Source organism: Streptomyces sp. NPDC028298 (genome assembly GCF_055565895.1).
Genome location: NZ_JBVHTL010000004.1, coordinates 55,448 through 71,083 on the forward strand (window position 1 = coordinate 55,448; position 15,636 = coordinate 71,083).

The following is a 15,636-nucleotide window of genomic DNA, read 5'->3' on the forward strand; positions in this document are numbered from 1 at the left end:
CCAAACGAGCGCATCTTCGTAAAATCATATAAATCATCGCGCGTTTATCGGAACCTCGGACTTCATCGTGCCCTCTCATGGGATGCCAGCTGAGAGCCAGCTGAGAGGGTGCGATGAAAAGAGGTCCGTATGCGGGACGTCAGCCGAAGGGGAATGATCGGCCTCGGTGCGGGTGCGGCGGCCGCGCTCGGACTCGCCGCGTGCGGCACCACCTCGGGCAAGGACGCCACGCGGCATCCCGACCCCTCCGCCACCGCGGGCACCGGCAGGCCCGGCGCCCCGAAGAAGCCGGCCGTGCGTCTCATCGGCGACGGCTCCACCGCCTACACCGGCAAGCAGCCGCGCCAGCCCCAGGCCCCCGTGCCGCTGGAGCCCGGTGAGACCCCGCCGCAGTTCGTGGTCTTCTCCTGGGACGGGGCCGGAGAGGTCGGCACCGGTCTCTTCGACCGCTTCCTCCAGCTCGCCCGGCAGAACGACGCGCACATGACGTTCTTCCTCTCGGGCCTGTACCTGCTGCCCGAGTCGAAGAAGCGCCTCTACGACCCGCCGAACAACCCCCGCGGCGCCTCGGACATCGGCTACCTCAGCGACGAACACGTCCGCTCCACCCTGAAGCTGATCCGTCAGGCCTGGCTCGACGGCCACGAGATCGGCACCCACTTCAACGGCCACTTCTGCGGCGGCTCCGGCTCGGTCGGCAACTGGACACCCCGGCAGTGGACCAGCGAGATCGAGCAGGCCAAGTCCTTCGTCACCGAATGGCGCACCAACACCGGCTGGACCGACCTGCCCCCGCTGCCCTTCGACTACGAGAAGGAGCTCATCGGCGCCCGCACCCCGTGCCTGCTCGGGCAGAACAACCTGCTGCCCGCGGTGAAGGAGCTCGGCTGGCGCTACGACGCCTCCTCGCCCGGCGGCGTCCAGCGCTGGCCGCAGAAGAAGGAAGGGCTCTGGGACCTGCCCCTGCAGGCGATGCCCTTCCCCGGGCACCGCTTCGAGGTCCTCTCGATGGACTACAACATCCTCGCCAACCAGTCGATCGCCACCACCCGGGCCCCCTCGTACAACTACCCGGGCTGGCGCACCCAGGCGTCCGCGTCGTACGTCGCCGGATTCAAGCGGGCCTACGAGACGAACCGGGCACCCTTCTTCATCGGCAACCACTTCGAGGAGTGGAACGGCGGCATCTACATGGACGCCGTCGAGCACGTCTTCACGCACATCGCCCAGCAGAAGCAGAGCGGCGCCGACGTGCGCATGGTCTCCTTCCGGCAGTTCGTGGACTGGCTCGACGTCCAGCGGCCCGAGGTGCTGGCGAAACTCCAGGCGATGGACGTGGCCGAGGAGCCCGCCGGCGGCTGGCACCGCTACCTTCGGGGACAGGCCGCCTGAAATGCGGGTTTCCACCCGCAAGGGGGGTGCGGAAGATCCCCGAAACGGGCATGCGAAACTTTTCACATGAGTGCCGCCTGCCGCGCAGACCAGCGCCCGAACCGCCCCCGCGCCGCCCTGTACACCGCGGGGGCCGCCGTCGCCGCGCTCCTGCTGTCCGCGTGCACCTCCGGCGGCACCTCCGGCGGCTCGGACAACAGCAACTTCGTCCGCGGCAAGGACGGCATCTCCACCGTCGCGAAGGGGTCGAGGGACGCCGCCCCCGACCTCTCCGGCAAGACCGTCGACGGCAAGCAGCTCGACGTCGCCGACTACAAGGGCAAGGTCGTCGTCCTCAACGTGTGGGGATCCTGGTGCCCGCCGTGCCGCGCCGAGACGCCGAACCTCGTCAAGGTCGCCAAGGACACCGCCGCGCAGGGCGTGCAGTTCGTCGGCATCAACACCCGTGACCCCAGCACCTCCCCGGCCAAGGCCTTCGAGGAGCAGCAGGGCGTCCCGTACCCCAGCCTGTACGACCCGACGGGCAAGCTGATGCTCCGCTTCAAGAAGGGCACGCTCAACCCGCAGACGATCCCCTCCACGATCATCATCGACCGGGACGGGAAGATCGCGGCCCGTACGCTGCAGGCGCTCAGCGAGGACAAACTGCGCGAGATGCTCGACCCCGTCCTCGCGGAGAAGTGACCGACGTGTCCCTTCTCCAGACGTCCACGCAGCTCGCCGCCTCGACCGACATGAACACCACGGTCTACAGCGGCGCGCTGCTGCTCGCGCTGCCCATCGCCGTGCTCGGCGGCCTCGTGTCCTTCTTCTCGCCGTGCGTCCTGCCGCTGGTTCCCGGCTACCTGTCGTACGTCACCGGAGTCAGCGGCACCGACCTGGCGGAGGCCAGACGGGGACGGATGGTCGCGGGCGCCAGTCTGTTCGTGCTCGGCTTCACCGCCGTGTTCGTCTCCGGCGGCGCGCTGTTCGGCTACTTCGGCTCGACGCTGCACGAGTACAACGGCACGCTCAGCAAGGTCCTCGGCGCGCTGATGATCGCCCTCGGCGTGTTCTTCATGGGGCTGATGCCCTGGCTCACCCAGCGCGAGTTCCGCTTCCACAAGCGGCCGGTGACCGGGCTCGCGGGGGCGCCGATACTGGGCGCGCTCTTCGGCATCGGCTGGACGCCGTGCCTGGGCCCGACGCTCACCTCCGTCAACATGCTCTCCATGGACCAGGCGAGCGCCGGGCGCGGGGCCATACTGACGGTCGCCTACTGCCTCGGTCTGGGGGTGCCCTTCGTGCTCGCCGCGGTCGCCTTCCGCAAGGCGCTCGGCGCGTTCGGCTGGGTGAAGCGTCACTACACCTGGGTGATGCGGATCGGCGGCGGAATGATGATCGTGACCGGCCTTCTCCTGCTGACCGGTGCCTGGGACGGCATCGTGCAGCAGATGCAGACCTGGTCCGACGGCTTCACGGTAGGGATCTGATCCATGAGCAGCACTGACACCGGCAGGACGAACGGCCCGGCCGGCGCCGGGGAGCCGGCCGACGAGGAGACGAAGGCCTCCCGGGAGACACGGGACGCCCGCGAGATCGGCGAGGCCGGGTCGCAGCTCTCCACCGCGCCCGTGGAGACGGCGATGCCCGGCTCCTTCGGCGGCACGCGCACCCCCGGCGCCCTGGGATGGATCGCCTGGACCGGCCGTGAGGTCACCGGCTGGGTCCGCTGGATCTGGCGCCAGCTCACCTCGATGCGGGTCGCGCTGATCCTGCTCTTCCTGCTGTCGCTCGGCGCCATCCCCGGATCGCTGATCCCGCAGTCCGGCACCGACGCCGCGAAGGTGCAGGCGTTCAAGGACGCGCACAGCGTGCTCGGCCCGCTCTACGACCGGCTCGGCCTGTTCCACGTGTACAGCTCGGTGTGGTTCTCCTCGATCTACATCCTGCTGTTCGTCTCGCTCATCGGCTGCATCGTGCCCCGCACCTGGCAGTTCGTCGGACAGCTCCGCGGCCGTCCGCCGGGCGCCCCCCGGCGGCTGACCCGGCTGCCCGCGTACACGACCTGGCGCACCGCGGCCGAGCCCGAGCAGGTCCGTGAGATCGCGCTGGAGGTGCTCAGGCGGAAGCGGTTCCGGGCGCACGTCGACAAGGACGCCGTCGCCGCCGAGAAGGGCTACCTCCGCGAGACCGGCAACCTGCTCTTCCACATCGCGCTGATCGTGATGCTCGTCGCCTTCGCCTGGGGCCAGCTCTTCAAGTCCGAGGGCGACAAGCTGATCGTCGAGGGCGACGGCTTCTCCAACACACTGCTGTCCTACGACGACTTCAAGTCCGGCAACCTCTTCAGCACCGACGACCTGACACCGTTCAGCTTCGACCTGAAGAACTTCACCGGCACCTACGAGCGCACCGGCCCCAACAAGGGCACCGCCCGCACCTACCAGGCGGCGATCACCTACAGCGAGGGCGCCTACGGCAAGCAGCGCAAGACGCTCGTCAAGGTCAACGAACCGCTCGAGATCGGCGACACGAAGGTCTATCTGACCGCCCACGGCTACGCGCCCACCGTGACCGTCCGCGACGGCAAGGGCAAGGTCGTCTTCCACGACGCCGTGCCGCTGCTGCCGCTCGACTCGAACGTCACCTCGCAGGGCGCCATCAAGGTCATGGACGGCTACAAGAACGCGCAGGGCAAGAGCGAACAGCTCGGCTTCTCCGCGTTCTTCGTGCCGACCTTCGCCGGGGCCGGCAAGGGCGACATGTTCTCCCAGTTCCCCGCGCTCGACTATCCCGTGCTCGCGCTGAGCGGTTTCCACGGCAGCCTCGGGGTCGACGCGGGCCTCCCGCAGAACGTGTACCAGCTCGACACGGCCCACATGAAGCAGTTCAAGGACGCCAAGGGCGAGATCGTCAAGGCGCGGCTGCGGCCCGGCGAGACGATGGCGCTGCCGGACGGCGCCGGTTCGATCACCTTCGACAAGGACATCAAGGAGTGGGCGAACTTCCAGGTCACCCAGCAGCCCGGCAGTGACTGGGCGCTGGCCGGGGCGTTCGCCGCGATCTTCGGACTCGCCGGTTCGCTGTTCATCCAGCGCCGCCGTGTCTGGGTGCGGGCGACCACCGGCGACGACGGGGTCACCGTCGTCGAGATGGCCGGGCTCGGCCGCAGCGAGTCCGCGAAGCTGCCCGAGGAGCTCGGCGACCTGGCCGCGCTCGTGCACGAACAGGCCCCCACCAAGCCCGACGAAGACGCGGCACCCACCGACGCCGACGCCGAACCCCCCGTACCCGCCGCTGAAGGGTCCAAGAAGCAGTGACGCTCGCCACCGCACACGACCTGGGCGCCGTGACCGAACTGGCCACCGCGACCAACGAACACCTCGCCAACATCAGCAACACGCTGATCTACTCCGCGATGGCCGTCTACACCCTGGCCTTCTTCGCCTTCATCGCCGAGTGGCTCTTCGGCAGCCGCAGCAAGGTCGCCCGTACCGCCAGCGCGCTCACCGCGACCGGCGCGCAGGCGGCCGCGGCGGCCCCCGAGGTCACCGTCCGCAAGGCCGGCGGGACCACCGTGCTGGAGCGGCCGAAGGTCGTCACCCGGTCCGCAGCCGGAGCGCGGGACGTGCCCGACGGCCCCGGCGCGCACGGCGGGGACGAACAGGGCGACCTCTACGGGCGGATCGCCGTGTCCCTCAGCGTGCTGGCCTGGGGCGTCGAGGCGGCCGGTGTGCTCGCCCGCGCCATGTCGGTGCGGCGGGCCCCCTGGGGCAACATGTACGAGTTCAACATCACCTTCTCCACCGTGGCCGTCGGGGTCTTCCTCGTCCTGCTCGCGCTGAAGAAGAACGTGCGCTGGCTCGGCCTGCCGCTGATCACCACGGTCCTGCTCGACCTCGGTCTCGCGGTCACCGTCCTGTACACCGCGAGCGACCAGCTCGTCCCGGCGCTGCACTCGTACTGGCTGTACATCCACGTCTCGACCGCGATCCTGTGCGGCGCCGTCTTCTACGTGGGCGCCGTCGGCACGGTGCTGTACCTCTTCAAGGACTCGTACGAGAACAAGCTGGAGAAGGGCGGGAAGCCCGGCCGGTTCGCCACCTCCGTCATGGAGCGGCTGCCCGCCTCGGCCTCGCTCGACAAGTTCTCCTACCGCGTGAACGCGGCCGTCTTCCCGCTGTGGACCTTCACGATCATCGCGGGCGCGATCTGGGCGGGCGACGCCTGGGGCCGCTACTGGGGCTGGGACCCGAAGGAGACCTGGGCGTTCATCACCTGGGTCGCCTACGCGTGCCACCTGCACGCGCGGGCCACGGCCGGCTGGAAGGGCCGCAAGGCCGCCTACATCGCCCTGATCGCGTTCGGCTGCTGGCTGTTCAACTACTACGGCGTCAACATCTTCGTCGGCGGCAAGCACTCCTACGCGGGCGTCTGACCGGCCCGGAACACCACGACCTAGGACGGCGGCAGGCACTGGGCGGCCGGTGGCCTGCCGTCCGGCCAGGCGATCCGCACGAAGCGGGCGCGGCTGTCGTGGGTCAGTTCCACGATCGGTACGGCCTTGTCGTACGGGTTCCCGTGGGCGTCCAGGCAGATCCACCCGCTCGCCCCGTTCACCCGGAGCTGCGCGCCCTTCACCTGGGGCCACTGCAGGCCGACGTCCGCGAGCGCGGGGACGCGCCCGGTCGGTGAGGCCCCGCGGATGCCGCGCACGGCCAGCCGCATGGCGTCGTACGCGATGATCAACTGGCCGTCGTCGAGGGAGACCCGGCCGATGGGCCCGGCCGGCTCGCGCGCGGCGTCGGCCAGCAGCCGCCGGAGCACCTTCGCGTCGGCCGCGCTGCCGCCGGTCCGCGCGCCGTCCTTCACCCAGGCGTCGGGGTGCGCGAGGGAGGTGTAGCGCACGGTCAGCAGCGGGTCCTTCAGGGCGGCCGGGTCGAGGTCCTTGTCGCCGGCGAGGTACGAGCCCTCGTCGCCGGTGAGCACGGTGAAGCGGCGGTCGGAGCAGCCCCGGGCGCCCAGCGCGTTGATGGACTGCCGCAACTGGGTGTGCCGGCCGGCGAACAGGACGGTGTTCGTGGTCTTCGGGGTGTTGCACAGGATGTTGGCGATCTGCGCGAAGACGTTGGCGGTGCTTCCCTCCTTGCTGCGGTCGGCGGGCGGGGTGAACGGCTGGGCCTCGTAGCGCGCGCCTTTCAGCATCTTCTCGAAGGACGCCTGGAGCGTGCGGGTGTAGGGGTCGCCGGTCCGGTCGTAGACCAGGAAGGCGTCGGCCGCCGACACCTTGGCGAAGGAGGCGAGGGCGCGTGCCTCGTCGGTGTTGGTGGGGGAGACGCGGGCGAGGCCGGGGAAGGGGTCCTTGCCGTCCTGTCCGTTGGCGAGGCTGTCGGCGGTGATCGAACTCCCTATCACCGGGATGCCGCGCCTGGTGAGCTCCGCGACCGCCTTCTTGTTGTTGTCGGTGCTCACCCCGACCCCGGTCACCGCGCGCAGCCGGTCCGGGGCCGCGGTCATCCGGTCGAGCTGGTCGACGGTGTGACGCCAGGAGGCCCCGGTGGCGCCGGGGTTGGCGAGCACGAGCCGGATCTTCGGCTTCAGCCCGGTCGTGTCGTGGTTGGCCTGGTACTGCGCCAGATAGGCGCCCTGGAGTTCGTGGAGGACGTCGGCGAGGTTGTCGGCGTCGGTGGCGGTGAAGGGTTCGAGCAGGGCGACCGTGACGTAACTGCCGGGGGTCAGACGGTGGTTCTCCCGGTTGATGGCCCGTACGGTCTCGGCGAACCTGGCCCGTCCGAAGGCGTACGCCGTCGAGGAGACGCCCACGCACTCGTCGCCGTCCTTCGGCTGGACGACGCCCGGCGCGCACGAGCGGTCCACCTTGGCGGCCGTCATGCCGCCCCAGACGCCGAGGCCCACGAGGGCGGCGGCGAGGGTGAGCGCGACATACCTGCGGAAACGAATCTCCCAGATGTCCTCGCGCAGCCAGAGCCATAAGCGCGCCATCACCGTCCTCCGTCCTCGTCGTCCGGGACGCGCAGCGGCCGGCCGGCCAGGGCGTCCGAGGGCCAGTCCCGCGAGGCCCGCCACAGCAGGGCGTTGCCCGCGGGCCGCAGGTTCGAGAGCTGTTCCAGTTCGAAGCGCAGCCGCTCGGCCACCCTCGGGTCCGGCAGCACGAGGGGGTCGGTGAGCTGCCACACCGCGTGCAGCAACCGCCTCACCCGCAGGTGCAGGACGGCGTCCACGCCGTCCGGCGGCCGGTGCGTGGCGTCCGTGCCGCCGAGCGCGACGGAGGCACGGTGGTCGGGGCCCTCGAAGTCGCGGCCGTCCGGATCGTGGGCGTGGTAGTAGGGCGCGGAGGCGATGAAGAGCAGCGCGGAGAGCCATGCGCGGGTGTCGGAGCCGGGGAAGGTGTCGCGCAGTCGCGCCACGGCGAAGTCCGCTTTCCCGAGGGCGAGTTCGTGGTGCAGCCGGTAGCGGTCGCCGTCGGCCGGGGCGGTGTCGCCCAGGTCCTGGTAGTGGTCGACGAGGGTGCGGTGCACCGCCCGCCACCGTTCGTGGCCGGAGTCGTGGTGGTGGAGCCTGAGCAGGAGGAGCGCGCGCAGGAACGGGTCGCCGACGAACTGCCCGGCCGCGGTCGCCCAGCCCTCCGACGCGAGGCGTTCCTCCAGGTCCAGGACGCCGGAGGCGCCGAAGTCCTCCGGCAGCCGCGACTGGGCGAGCGAGCAGGCGGAGTCGCGGTCGTGGGCCGCGGCCAGCACGGTCAGTTCGTCCAGCCGGCCGCCGGGGACGAGCCGGCCGAGGAGCTCCTGGTAGGCGGGGCGGCCCGCCTGGTCCTCGTGCGGGGCGATGTCGGCGGTCAGCAGCGTGCCGAGCGAGTCGGCGCCCTGGGGCAGGTTCTGCCGGACCGAGGCGGCCAGCAGGGTGATGCCGAGCGGACTGCCTCCGGTCAGCCTGTGCGTGGCGTGCGGGAGTTGGGGCGGCACGACGGCCGGGGCGGCGGGTCCGGCGCCGGGGCCGCCCGAGGCGGTGTCCATGATGTGCAGGGTGTCGTCGGGGGTCAGCGGCGGCAGCGGGACGAGCAGGGCCCGCGAGGACGGGGAGGCGCCGGGCCGCCAGTCGGTGCCGCGGGCCGTCTCGGGCAGCGCGAGGCGGCCCGCGTTGCGCAGCGCCGGATGCGCGTAGCCCCGTAGCGCGGTGAAGAACACGGCCTGGTCCTTGATGCCGTCGGCGCGGTCGCGCAGGACCGGCTCCAGCAGGCCGAGGCCCGCGGGCTCCTGGACGTTGTCGATCAGCAGGATGGGGCGTCCGCGCCGGTGGGAGCGCTGGACGACGCCCGCGTAGGCGTCGTCCAGGTCGGCCAGCAGGGCCCGTACGAGATGGCGTTCGGCGTGTCTGCGGGAGTCGCCGCCCGCCCGGAAGTGGCGGGAGAGCAGGATCAGTGCGAGCTTGGGGCTGCCGCCCGCGTTCGGGTAGTCGCGGTACCAGGTCGCGGCCCTGCGCAGCCGGCGGTGGGCCGGGGAGACGCCCTCCGTGAAGGCCTCCAGGGTGGCCTCGATGATGGGTTCGACGACCGGGCCGGTGCCGCTCATCGACGCGACGAGCTTGGAGATCACCTTGCTCACCCAGCGCCCGGCGAATCCCGACAGCCAGGACTCCGTCTCGCTCAGCAGCAGGATGCGCTCCGCCTCCTGCCGGATGCGGGGCACGTCGCGGTCGCTCCAGCCGCCCGCCGCCACGGCCAGCAGCCCGGACGACAGCCGTGGGAAGCCGATCCGTCCGGCGCCCTTGACCGGTTCGGCGAGCTGTTCGGCGGCCGTGGTGAGCGCCTGCCCGACCGGGGACCAGGACTCGGGCGGGCGGTCCGGGGGCGGTGCGCCGAACTGCCGTTCCTCGCCGTCGATCAGGGCGACCGGCGTGTGTCCGCGGTAGGCCTCGCGCAGGGCGAGGAGCACGGCGGTCTTGCCCAGTCCCCGGCCGCCGGTGAAGACCACGAAGGGCGGTTCGTGGGGGTGTTCGTAGGGTGTGGCGCGGAGCTGGTACGGGCGCAGGCCGACCAGTCGTGACGCGAGTCCGGGCGGATCGGTGTCGAAGAGCGCCCCCCGGCCGTGCAGCCCTGTGTGCACCGCATCTCCCCCTGGTCCGCGGTCCGGTCCATTCCATATGTGCTGCTGTGAGGTGTATCAACAACAGTTTAAGAAGGGGGGGTTGGTTCGGGATAGAGCGTCCGGTGTCCGTTCAGTTACGAAAACGTTCAACCGTTCAACCGACAGTGATCGAATCGAGTTTCCGGCGCAGATAGACGTGGGAATCCACCGGTTCGTACACGACGCGGCCGACGGGGGCGGGCACCGACTCGACCAGCGTCCCCGGTGTGCACTCGCCGAAGTACACGAGCGAGATCAGCTCCTCGGCGGGGGCGTCGGCCGGCGGCGGCAGCACCCGGTGCCGTCCCGAACGCCACCGGTCTCCGGTCCAACGGGCCATGAGATCACCGATGTTGACCGTGAGCGCCGCCGGGTCGAACGGCGCGTCCGTCCAGCCGTCCGCGTCCGTGAACACCTGGAGCCCGCCCTTGCCCGCCTGCCGGTCGAGGATGGTGACCGTGCCGAAGTCGGTGTGCGGCCCGATGCGGAACTGGCCCGGCCGCGGCTCCCCGACGACCTCCGTGCCCGGATACCAGTTGATGTTGAAGCCGTACGTCGGATGGTCCATGTGGCGGGTGAAGAAGTCCGGTTCGAGGCCGAGCGCCCGTCCGAGCAGTTCCAGGAGCAGGTTCTCCAGCCGTGCCATCTCCGCCAGGTACTCCTCGCAGAGCGCCCGCAGCTCCGGGGCCTCGGCGGGCCAGACGTTCGGCGCGTACCACTGCGCGTCGACCACCGGGTCCTCGAACGGCTCGTGCGTCGCGAACGTCAGCGACTCCTTGAGGTCCGGCGGGGTCTCGGTGCCCTCCGCGTAGCCGTTGGCCTCGGCGCCGGGCCCGAGCCAGCCGCGCCCGCCGACCCGGGCCGCGTACGGCTGCTTGACCGCGGCGGGCAGGACGAAGAAGGCGCGGGCCGCGTCCCGTACGCGGCGGCGCAGTTCCGGGTCCACGCCGTGCCCGGTGACGAGCAGGAAGCCGGCCGTCCGCAGGGCGCCGTCGACGGTACGGGCGAGCGAGGCACGGGCGTCACGGTCCCCGGAGAGCCAGGGGCCCAGATCCACGGTGGGGACCCCGGACCCCGCCGGACGTGCCGTCGCGTCACTCACCGATGTCCTCGTTCCACAGGGCCGGGTTCTTCTCGATGAAGTCGCGCATCAGCGCGGTGCACTCGGGGTCGTCGAGCAGCACGATCCGCACACCGTGCTCGGCGAGCCAGTCGTGTCCCCCGTGGAAGGTGGCCGCCTCGCCGACGACCACCCGGGAGATCCCGAACTGCCGGACGAGCCCGCTGCAGTACCAGCACGGCGACAGCGTGGTCACCATGGTCGTGCCGCGGTACGTCCGCTGCCGTCCCGCGTCGCGGAAGGCGGCCGTCTCGCCGTGCGCCGAGGGGTCGCCGTCCTGGACGCGGCGGTTGTGGCCGCGGCCGAGCAGGGTGCCGTCCGCCCCGTACAGCGCGGCCCCGATGGGGATGCCGCCCTCGGCGAGCCCGGCGCGTGCCTCCTCCAGGGCCGTCGCGAGCCACGCGCGGGCCTGTGCCTGATCGATGCGCTCCATGACTCCACTGTCCCCCGGAGCCCCCTCTCGCGTCGCCGGAACACGAGGGCGGCGCGAGGAAGTGCTCACCGGGGTGTCGCGGAGGGCTGGGGATCCCCGGTCCTGCGGGCCAGGACGAAGGCCTGCGGGGTGGCCTCGTCGGGCTCGGGCTCGCGCACGAGACGGGCGACCTCGGACAGACCGGCCGCCCGCAGGAGTCCGGCGATCCGCTCCGGGGGGAAGCGGTGGACGTCGAGGTCCACGTCGTGGCCGTACGCGCGCTCCAGACGCACCTGTTCGTCGCCCGCCTTGAAGGCGATGAGCAGATGGCCGCCGGGAGCGAGGACCCGGTGGAACTCGGCGAACATCCCCGGCAGTTCGCCGACCGGTGTGTGCACGGTGGAGTACCAGACCAGGGCTCCGCCGAGACCGGCGTCCGGGAGGTCCAGGGCCGTCATCGTCCCCACCTCGAACCGCAGCCGGGGATACGCCCCGCGGGCCACCTCCACCATCCCCGGCGACAGGTCGATCCCGAACGCGTCGAGCCCGAGCCGCTCCAGACGGACGGTCACCCGCCCGGGACCGCAGCCGAGGTCCGCCACCGGCCCGCCCCCGCCGGCCCGCACCCGTTCGGCGAACGCCGACAGCATCGCCCTGTCCAGCGGCTTCCGGTCCAGTTCGTCCCTGAGCAGTTCCGCGTAGTCGGCGGCGACGGTGTCGTAGGAGGCGCGGGTGGCGTGGAGGCGAGACGTCATGGCGGTGCAGGGTAGGGCAGGGGTCCGACAGCGGGGACGCCTACAGCCCGGAAGCGGCCACCCGCAGGAGCAGCTTTCCCGTGCTCGTCCGTGAACCCATCAGGGCGTGCGCCTCCGCGGCCGACTCCAGGGTGAACTCCGCCGTCACCGGCAGGGTCACCGTGCCGTCGGCGACCGTCCCGAAAGCGCGGGAGGCGATGGCGCGGAGGGCGGCCGGGTCCGTCGCGGCCAGGCCGAGGATCGAGAACCCGGACACCGACAGGCCGGTCGGGTAGAGCTCCGGCTGGCCCACGGTCCAGGGCTCCGCCGAGCTCGCGTTGCCGAAGGAGACCAGCCGGCCGAAGGGGGCGAGGGAGGCGAGGCCGCCGCGGAGGGTCTCGCCGCCCACCGGATCCAGGACCAGGTCCACCCCGCGGCCGGAGGTCGCCGCGCGCACCTCGTCCCGGAAGGACCCCACGAACACCTCGTCGTAGCCGTTGCCGAGGGCGTATCGGGCCTTCGGCGCGCCGGACACCACGCCGTACACCGCGCCGGCCTCGGCCGCCCGCGCGAGCTGGCCGAGCACCGTGCCCACCCCGCCCGCCGCGCCCTGCACGAGCACGGTCTCGCCGGGCTGGAGCCGCCCCACCGTGTGCAGCAGCGCGTACGCCGTGGGCAGGACGGTGGGGAGCGTGGCCCCGGTGCGCAGGCCGACTCCGTCGGGCAGCGGGAAGACCGTCACGGCGTCGGCCACGGCCACCTCCGCGTACGCCCCGCCCTCCGTCAGCGCCGCGACCTCCTGGCCCACCCGCAGTCCCGTGACGTCCGGACCGAGGGCCCGGACGCGGCCGGAGACCTCGAGCCCGGGCACGAAGGGGAGGCCGGGGACGCGGTAGCCCTCCGACCTGGCCTTGAGGTCGGCGAAGTTCACGCCCGCGTAGACCACGTCGATGCTCACCTGCCCCGGACCCGGGTCGGGGACCTTGGCCTCGGCGACCCGCAGGACCTCGGGTCCGCCGTACTCCTGGAATTCGACCGTACGCATGGCACACTCCTGGTCGGCGCTCGACTGTTCAACGAAAAGCGAACACTCGGGAGTGTATGGTTTTGATCGAACACTCGGCAAGCGGATCAGGAAACCCGGGGAGGCCGGCGTGGCGGAGCGCAGCAGTCACCGGGCGGCGCCCGAGCACACCCACCCGGACGAGGTCCCCGTGCCGGCGGCGCTCGCCGCCCTCGCCGATCCCGTACGCATCCGGCTCGTCAGGGAGCTGGCCGGGTCCGCGGAGTGGAGCCGCAGTTGCGGCAGTTTCGACGTGCCCGTCGGCAAGGCGGCTCTCAGTCATCACTTCGCCGTGCTGCGCGGCGCCGGTCTCGTCGAGCAGCGCGACGAGGGGCCCCGGCGCGTCAACCGGCTGCGCCGGGACGAGTTCGACGCCCGCTTCCCCGGTCTCCTCGCGCTCGTCCTGCGCGAGGAGCCGCCCCGCTGAGCGGTCTCGGCCAAGGGCCTCAGCCGTGCCGCGGAGGCATCCGGCGACCCCGGCGCGGACGTCTCAGGCGGGCTCTTCGGTGGCGTGGGAGTCGGTGAGCGTGAGTGCGCCGCCGGCCGCGATCAGGCCGACGACGACCGCCAGCACGCCGTAGGTGATCCGCTCGCCGTGGAAGAACGACGCCACCAGGGAGTCGCTCCACGTGCCCGCGGGCAGATGGGTGGTGACCAGCGCGGCGATGAGGGTGCCGACCACGGCGGTGCCGATGCTGCTCCCGACCTCCTGGGCGGTGTCGTTGAGCGCCGTGCCGATCGACGTGCGGTTGCCCGGCATCGCGTCGACGAGCGCGATGGCGCAGATCGTCATGACGGTGCGCAGTCCGACGGTCATCACGACCATGCAGGCCGCGATCGCGCCGTAGCCGTGGTCGACGCCCCAGGACAGGCCGGCCAGTGAGACGGCCAGGCAGGCCGCGCCGACCAGGCAGGCGACGCGGTGGCCGAACCGTCCCGCGAGCCACTCGGACAGAGGGGTCGCGAGGACCATGGTCACGATCATCGGCAGGTTCGCCAGGCCGGCCCGCACGGGGCTCCACCCGTAGGCGTACTGGAAGTGGAGGATCAGCCCGAACATCACGGCGGCCATCGCGATGGCCGTGCCGATCTGCGCGATGGCGGCGCCGCGGACGGTGCCGTCGGAGAAGAGGCGGAGGTCGAGCATCGGCGATGCGCTGCGGCGCTCGTGCCACACGAACGCGATCCCCGCGGCGACGGCGCCGAGGACCGACACGAGTGTGGTCGTGGAGAGCCAGCCGTGCTCGACGCCGCTGGTCAGCGAGTAGCAGGCGAGGCCGATGGTGGTGACGCTCAGGGCCGCGCCGGGCAGATCGAGCTTGTCCTTGGTCAGGTCCTGCGGCCGGTCGGCCGGGACGCCGAGGCGGACGCCGATGGCCGCGATCAACGCGATCGGGGCGTTGACGACCAGGAGCCACTGCCACCGGAAGTGCGCCAGGGCGGTGCCGCCCAGCAGCGGGCCGAGGACGAAGCCGGACATGCCGACGACGATCATCAAGGTCATCGCGCGCATGCGCAGCGCCTTGTCGTCGAAGAGCCGGAAGACCAGCGAGTTGGTGATGGGGGCCATCGCCGCCGCGGCGATGCCGAGGCCGGCCCGCAGGGCGATGAGCTGGCCGGCGGTGGTGACCGCGACGACGGCCAGGCTCAGCAGGCCGAACACCGCCAGCCCGACCAGCAGCACACGCCGCCGTCCGAGCCGGTCGGCCATCGATCCCGCCGTCAGCAGCAGGCCGCCGAACGTCAGCGCGTATCCGCCGGTGACCCACTGCAGCGCGGTCGTGCTGCTGTCGAGGTCCCGTCCGATCGTGGGCAGCGCGATCGAGAGCAGGGTGTTGTCGACCATCTCGACGAAGAAGGCCAGGCAGAGCGCGGCCAGGGGAATCCACGCCGCGCGCAGGGACGGATAGGTGCGCGACGCGGCGGGCGCTATGGCTGTCGTGGTCATGGCGGGCCTCCTCTCGGAACGCCGTCCGTTATGGAACGACGTTCGACAATGGAACGATGTTCGAGAATAGAACGAGGTTCGATGATGGCGCAAGCTGTGATTGGATGGACGTCATGACAGGCCCGCGACCACGACCCGCCGATCGCCCTTCCCGAGGACGTCAGCGGGCCTCGCACTCCATCGAGGCCGTTCTGGGCGCGGCCGTGGCCCTGCTCGACGAGGCGGGCGAGCCGGCGCTGACACTGCGCGCCCTCGCGACCCGGCTCGGCACCGGCGTCGGCAGCATCTACTGGTACGTCTCGGGCAAGGACGACCTGCTCGAACGCGCCATCGACCACGTGCTCGGCGGGGTGCTGACCGCCATCGAAGGGCAGACCGCCGGCGACGACCCGATCGACGACGTGCGCGTGATGGCCGTGACGCTGTTCGACGCGATCGTGGACCGGCCGTGGCTGGGCGCGCACTTCATGCGCCGCACCGACGTCCAGGGCAATTCGCTGCGGCTCTACGAGAAGCTGGGGCAGCAGACCCTGCGGCTCGACCTCACGCCGCTCCAGCGGTTCCACGCCGTGTCGGCGATCGTCGGCGTCGTCGTCGGCAACGCCGCCGAGATGGGGCAGGAGCCGCCCCCGGAGGTGCTCGACGGCGTCATGGACCGCGACGAGTTCCTCGGCCGCTACACCGAGACCTGGCGTGCGCTCGACGCGAAGGAGTTCCCGTTCGTGCACGAGATCGTCGAGGAGTTCGACGGGCACGACGACAAGGAGCAGTTCCTCGCCGCGCTGGACCTGACCCTGGCGGGCCTCCGCCTCCAGGCCGGAGTCTGACGCCTCCCGCCCGT

14 protein-coding genes are annotated in these 15,636 nt (G+C 71.5%); 7 read left to right on the forward strand and 7 right to left on the reverse strand.

The genetic code is table 11. From position 1 onward, the window contains the following. The first annotated feature begins 129 nt into the window (after positions 1-129). The 5 genes from ACZ4TO_RS19230 (at position 130) to ccsB (ending at position 5,812) form a co-directional block, all read left to right on the forward strand. The gene (locus ACZ4TO_RS19230) at positions 130-1,392 is read left to right on the forward strand and encodes a polysaccharide deacetylase family protein (protein ID WP_382793676.1); all 1,263 of its coding nucleotides are present in this window, start codon (positions 130-132) and stop codon (positions 1,390-1,392) included. 66 nt (positions 1,393-1,458) lie between these two features. Beyond that, entirely contained in the window at positions 1,459-2,076 is a 618-nt protein-coding gene (locus tag ACZ4TO_RS19235) for a TlpA family protein disulfide reductase (protein WP_382793678.1), read from the forward strand. 50 nt (positions 2,077-2,126) lie between these two features. Then, on the forward strand, positions 2,127-2,864 hold the full coding sequence (locus ACZ4TO_RS19240; protein ID WP_382794035.1) for a cytochrome c biogenesis CcdA family protein: 738 nt from the start codon (positions 2,127-2,129) through the stop codon (positions 2,862-2,864). Positions 2,865-2,867: 3 nt separating this feature from the next. Next, entirely contained in the window at positions 2,868-4,694 is a 1,827-nt protein-coding gene (gene resB / locus ACZ4TO_RS19245) for a cytochrome c biogenesis protein ResB (RefSeq protein WP_382793681.1), read from the forward strand. Beyond that, positions 4,691-5,812, forward strand: a complete 1,122-nt coding sequence (ccsB, locus tag ACZ4TO_RS19250; protein ID WP_382793684.1) for a c-type cytochrome biogenesis protein CcsB — start codon at positions 4,691-4,693, stop codon at positions 5,810-5,812. Before resB ends, ccsB begins: the two co-directional genes overlap by 4 nt. A 20-nt stretch (positions 5,813-5,832) precedes the next feature. Here the strand turns inward: ccsB and ACZ4TO_RS19255 are convergent, their stop codons facing one another. The 6 genes from ACZ4TO_RS19255 to ACZ4TO_RS19280 all read right to left on the reverse strand — a co-directional run bounded on the left by ACZ4TO_RS19255 (position 5,833) and on the right by ACZ4TO_RS19280 (position 12,829). Then, positions 5,833-7,377, reverse strand: a complete 1,545-nt coding sequence (locus ACZ4TO_RS19255) for an ABC transporter substrate-binding protein (protein ID WP_468024829.1) — start codon at positions 7,375-7,377, stop codon at positions 5,833-5,835. Beyond that, on the reverse strand, positions 7,377-9,497 hold the full coding sequence (locus ACZ4TO_RS19260; RefSeq protein WP_468024830.1) for a hypothetical protein: 2,121 nt from the start codon (positions 9,495-9,497) through the stop codon (positions 7,377-7,379). Before ACZ4TO_RS19260 ends, ACZ4TO_RS19255 begins: the two co-directional genes overlap by 1 nt. 136 nt (positions 9,498-9,633) lie before the next feature. Next, on the reverse strand, positions 9,634-10,620 hold the full coding sequence (locus ACZ4TO_RS19265; RefSeq protein ID WP_468024831.1) for an isopenicillin N synthase family dioxygenase: 987 nt from the start codon (positions 10,618-10,620) through the stop codon (positions 9,634-9,636). After that, positions 10,613-11,071: a nucleoside deaminase gene (locus ACZ4TO_RS19270; RefSeq protein ID WP_468024832.1), complete on the reverse strand. Its 459-nt coding sequence runs from the start codon at positions 11,069-11,071 to the stop codon at positions 10,613-10,615. The genes ACZ4TO_RS19265 and ACZ4TO_RS19270 overlap by 8 nt, the downstream gene beginning before the upstream one ends. A gap of 65 nt (positions 11,072-11,136) precedes the next feature. Next, positions 11,137-11,805 carry a class I SAM-dependent DNA methyltransferase gene (locus ACZ4TO_RS19275; RefSeq protein WP_468024833.1) on the reverse strand — a complete coding sequence of 223 codons (669 nt, stop codon included), beginning with the start codon at positions 11,803-11,805 and terminating at the stop codon, positions 11,137-11,139. Positions 11,806-11,845: 40 nt separating this feature from the next. After that, positions 11,846-12,829, reverse strand: coding sequence for a quinone oxidoreductase family protein (locus ACZ4TO_RS19280; protein WP_468024834.1), 984 nt, complete (start codon positions 12,827-12,829; stop codon positions 11,846-11,848). A gap of 109 nt (positions 12,830-12,938) precedes the next feature. On the opposite strand from ACZ4TO_RS19280, the gene ACZ4TO_RS19285 reads away from it, so the two are divergent. Then, the gene (locus ACZ4TO_RS19285; RefSeq protein ID WP_382793703.1) at positions 12,939-13,274 is read left to right on the forward strand and encodes an ArsR/SmtB family transcription factor; all 336 of its coding nucleotides are present in this window, start codon (positions 12,939-12,941) and stop codon (positions 13,272-13,274) included. Positions 13,275-13,337: 63 nt separating this feature from the next. Here the strand turns inward: ACZ4TO_RS19285 and ACZ4TO_RS19290 are convergent, their stop codons facing one another. After that, entirely contained in the window at positions 13,338-14,795 is a 1,458-nt protein-coding gene (locus ACZ4TO_RS19290; protein WP_385045929.1) for an MFS transporter, read from the reverse strand. A 179-nt stretch (positions 14,796-14,974) separates the two neighbouring features. Here ACZ4TO_RS19290 and ACZ4TO_RS19295 point away from each other — a divergent pair, with 179 nt between their 5' ends. Next, on the forward strand, positions 14,975-15,622 hold the full coding sequence (locus tag ACZ4TO_RS19295; protein ID WP_382794037.1) for a TetR/AcrR family transcriptional regulator: 648 nt from the start codon (positions 14,975-14,977) through the stop codon (positions 15,620-15,622). Positions 15,623-15,636 lie beyond the last annotated feature (14 nt).

Coding starts and splice junctions, on each gene's coding strand:
- ACZ4TO_RS19230 (WP_382793676.1), top strand. CDS start 130: ATGCGGGACGTCAGCCGAAGGGGAATGATCGGCCTCGGTGCGGGTGCG.
- ACZ4TO_RS19235 (WP_382793678.1), top strand. CDS start 1,459: ATGAGTGCCGCCTGCCGCGCAGACCAGCGCCCGAACCGCCCCCGCGCC.
- ACZ4TO_RS19240 (WP_382794035.1), top strand. CDS start 2,127: ATGAACACCACGGTCTACAGCGGCGCGCTGCTGCTCGCGCTGCCCATC.
- resB (WP_382793681.1), top strand. CDS start 2,868: ATGAGCAGCACTGACACCGGCAGGACGAACGGCCCGGCCGGCGCCGGG.
- ACZ4TO_RS19255 (WP_468024829.1), bottom strand. CDS start 7,377: ATGGCGCGCTTATGGCTCTGGCTGCGCGAGGACATCTGGGAGATTCGT.
- ACZ4TO_RS19270 (WP_468024832.1), bottom strand. CDS start 11,071: ATGGAGCGCATCGATCAGGCACAGGCCCGCGCGTGGCTCGCGACGGCC.
- ACZ4TO_RS19275 (WP_468024833.1), bottom strand. CDS start 11,805: ATGACGTCTCGCCTCCACGCCACCCGCGCCTCCTACGACACCGTCGCC.
- ACZ4TO_RS19280 (WP_468024834.1), bottom strand. CDS start 12,829: ATGCGTACGGTCGAATTCCAGGAGTACGGCGGACCCGAGGTCCTGCGG.
- ACZ4TO_RS19290 (WP_385045929.1), bottom strand. CDS start 14,795: ATGACCACGACAGCCATAGCGCCCGCCGCGTCGCGCACCTATCCGTCC.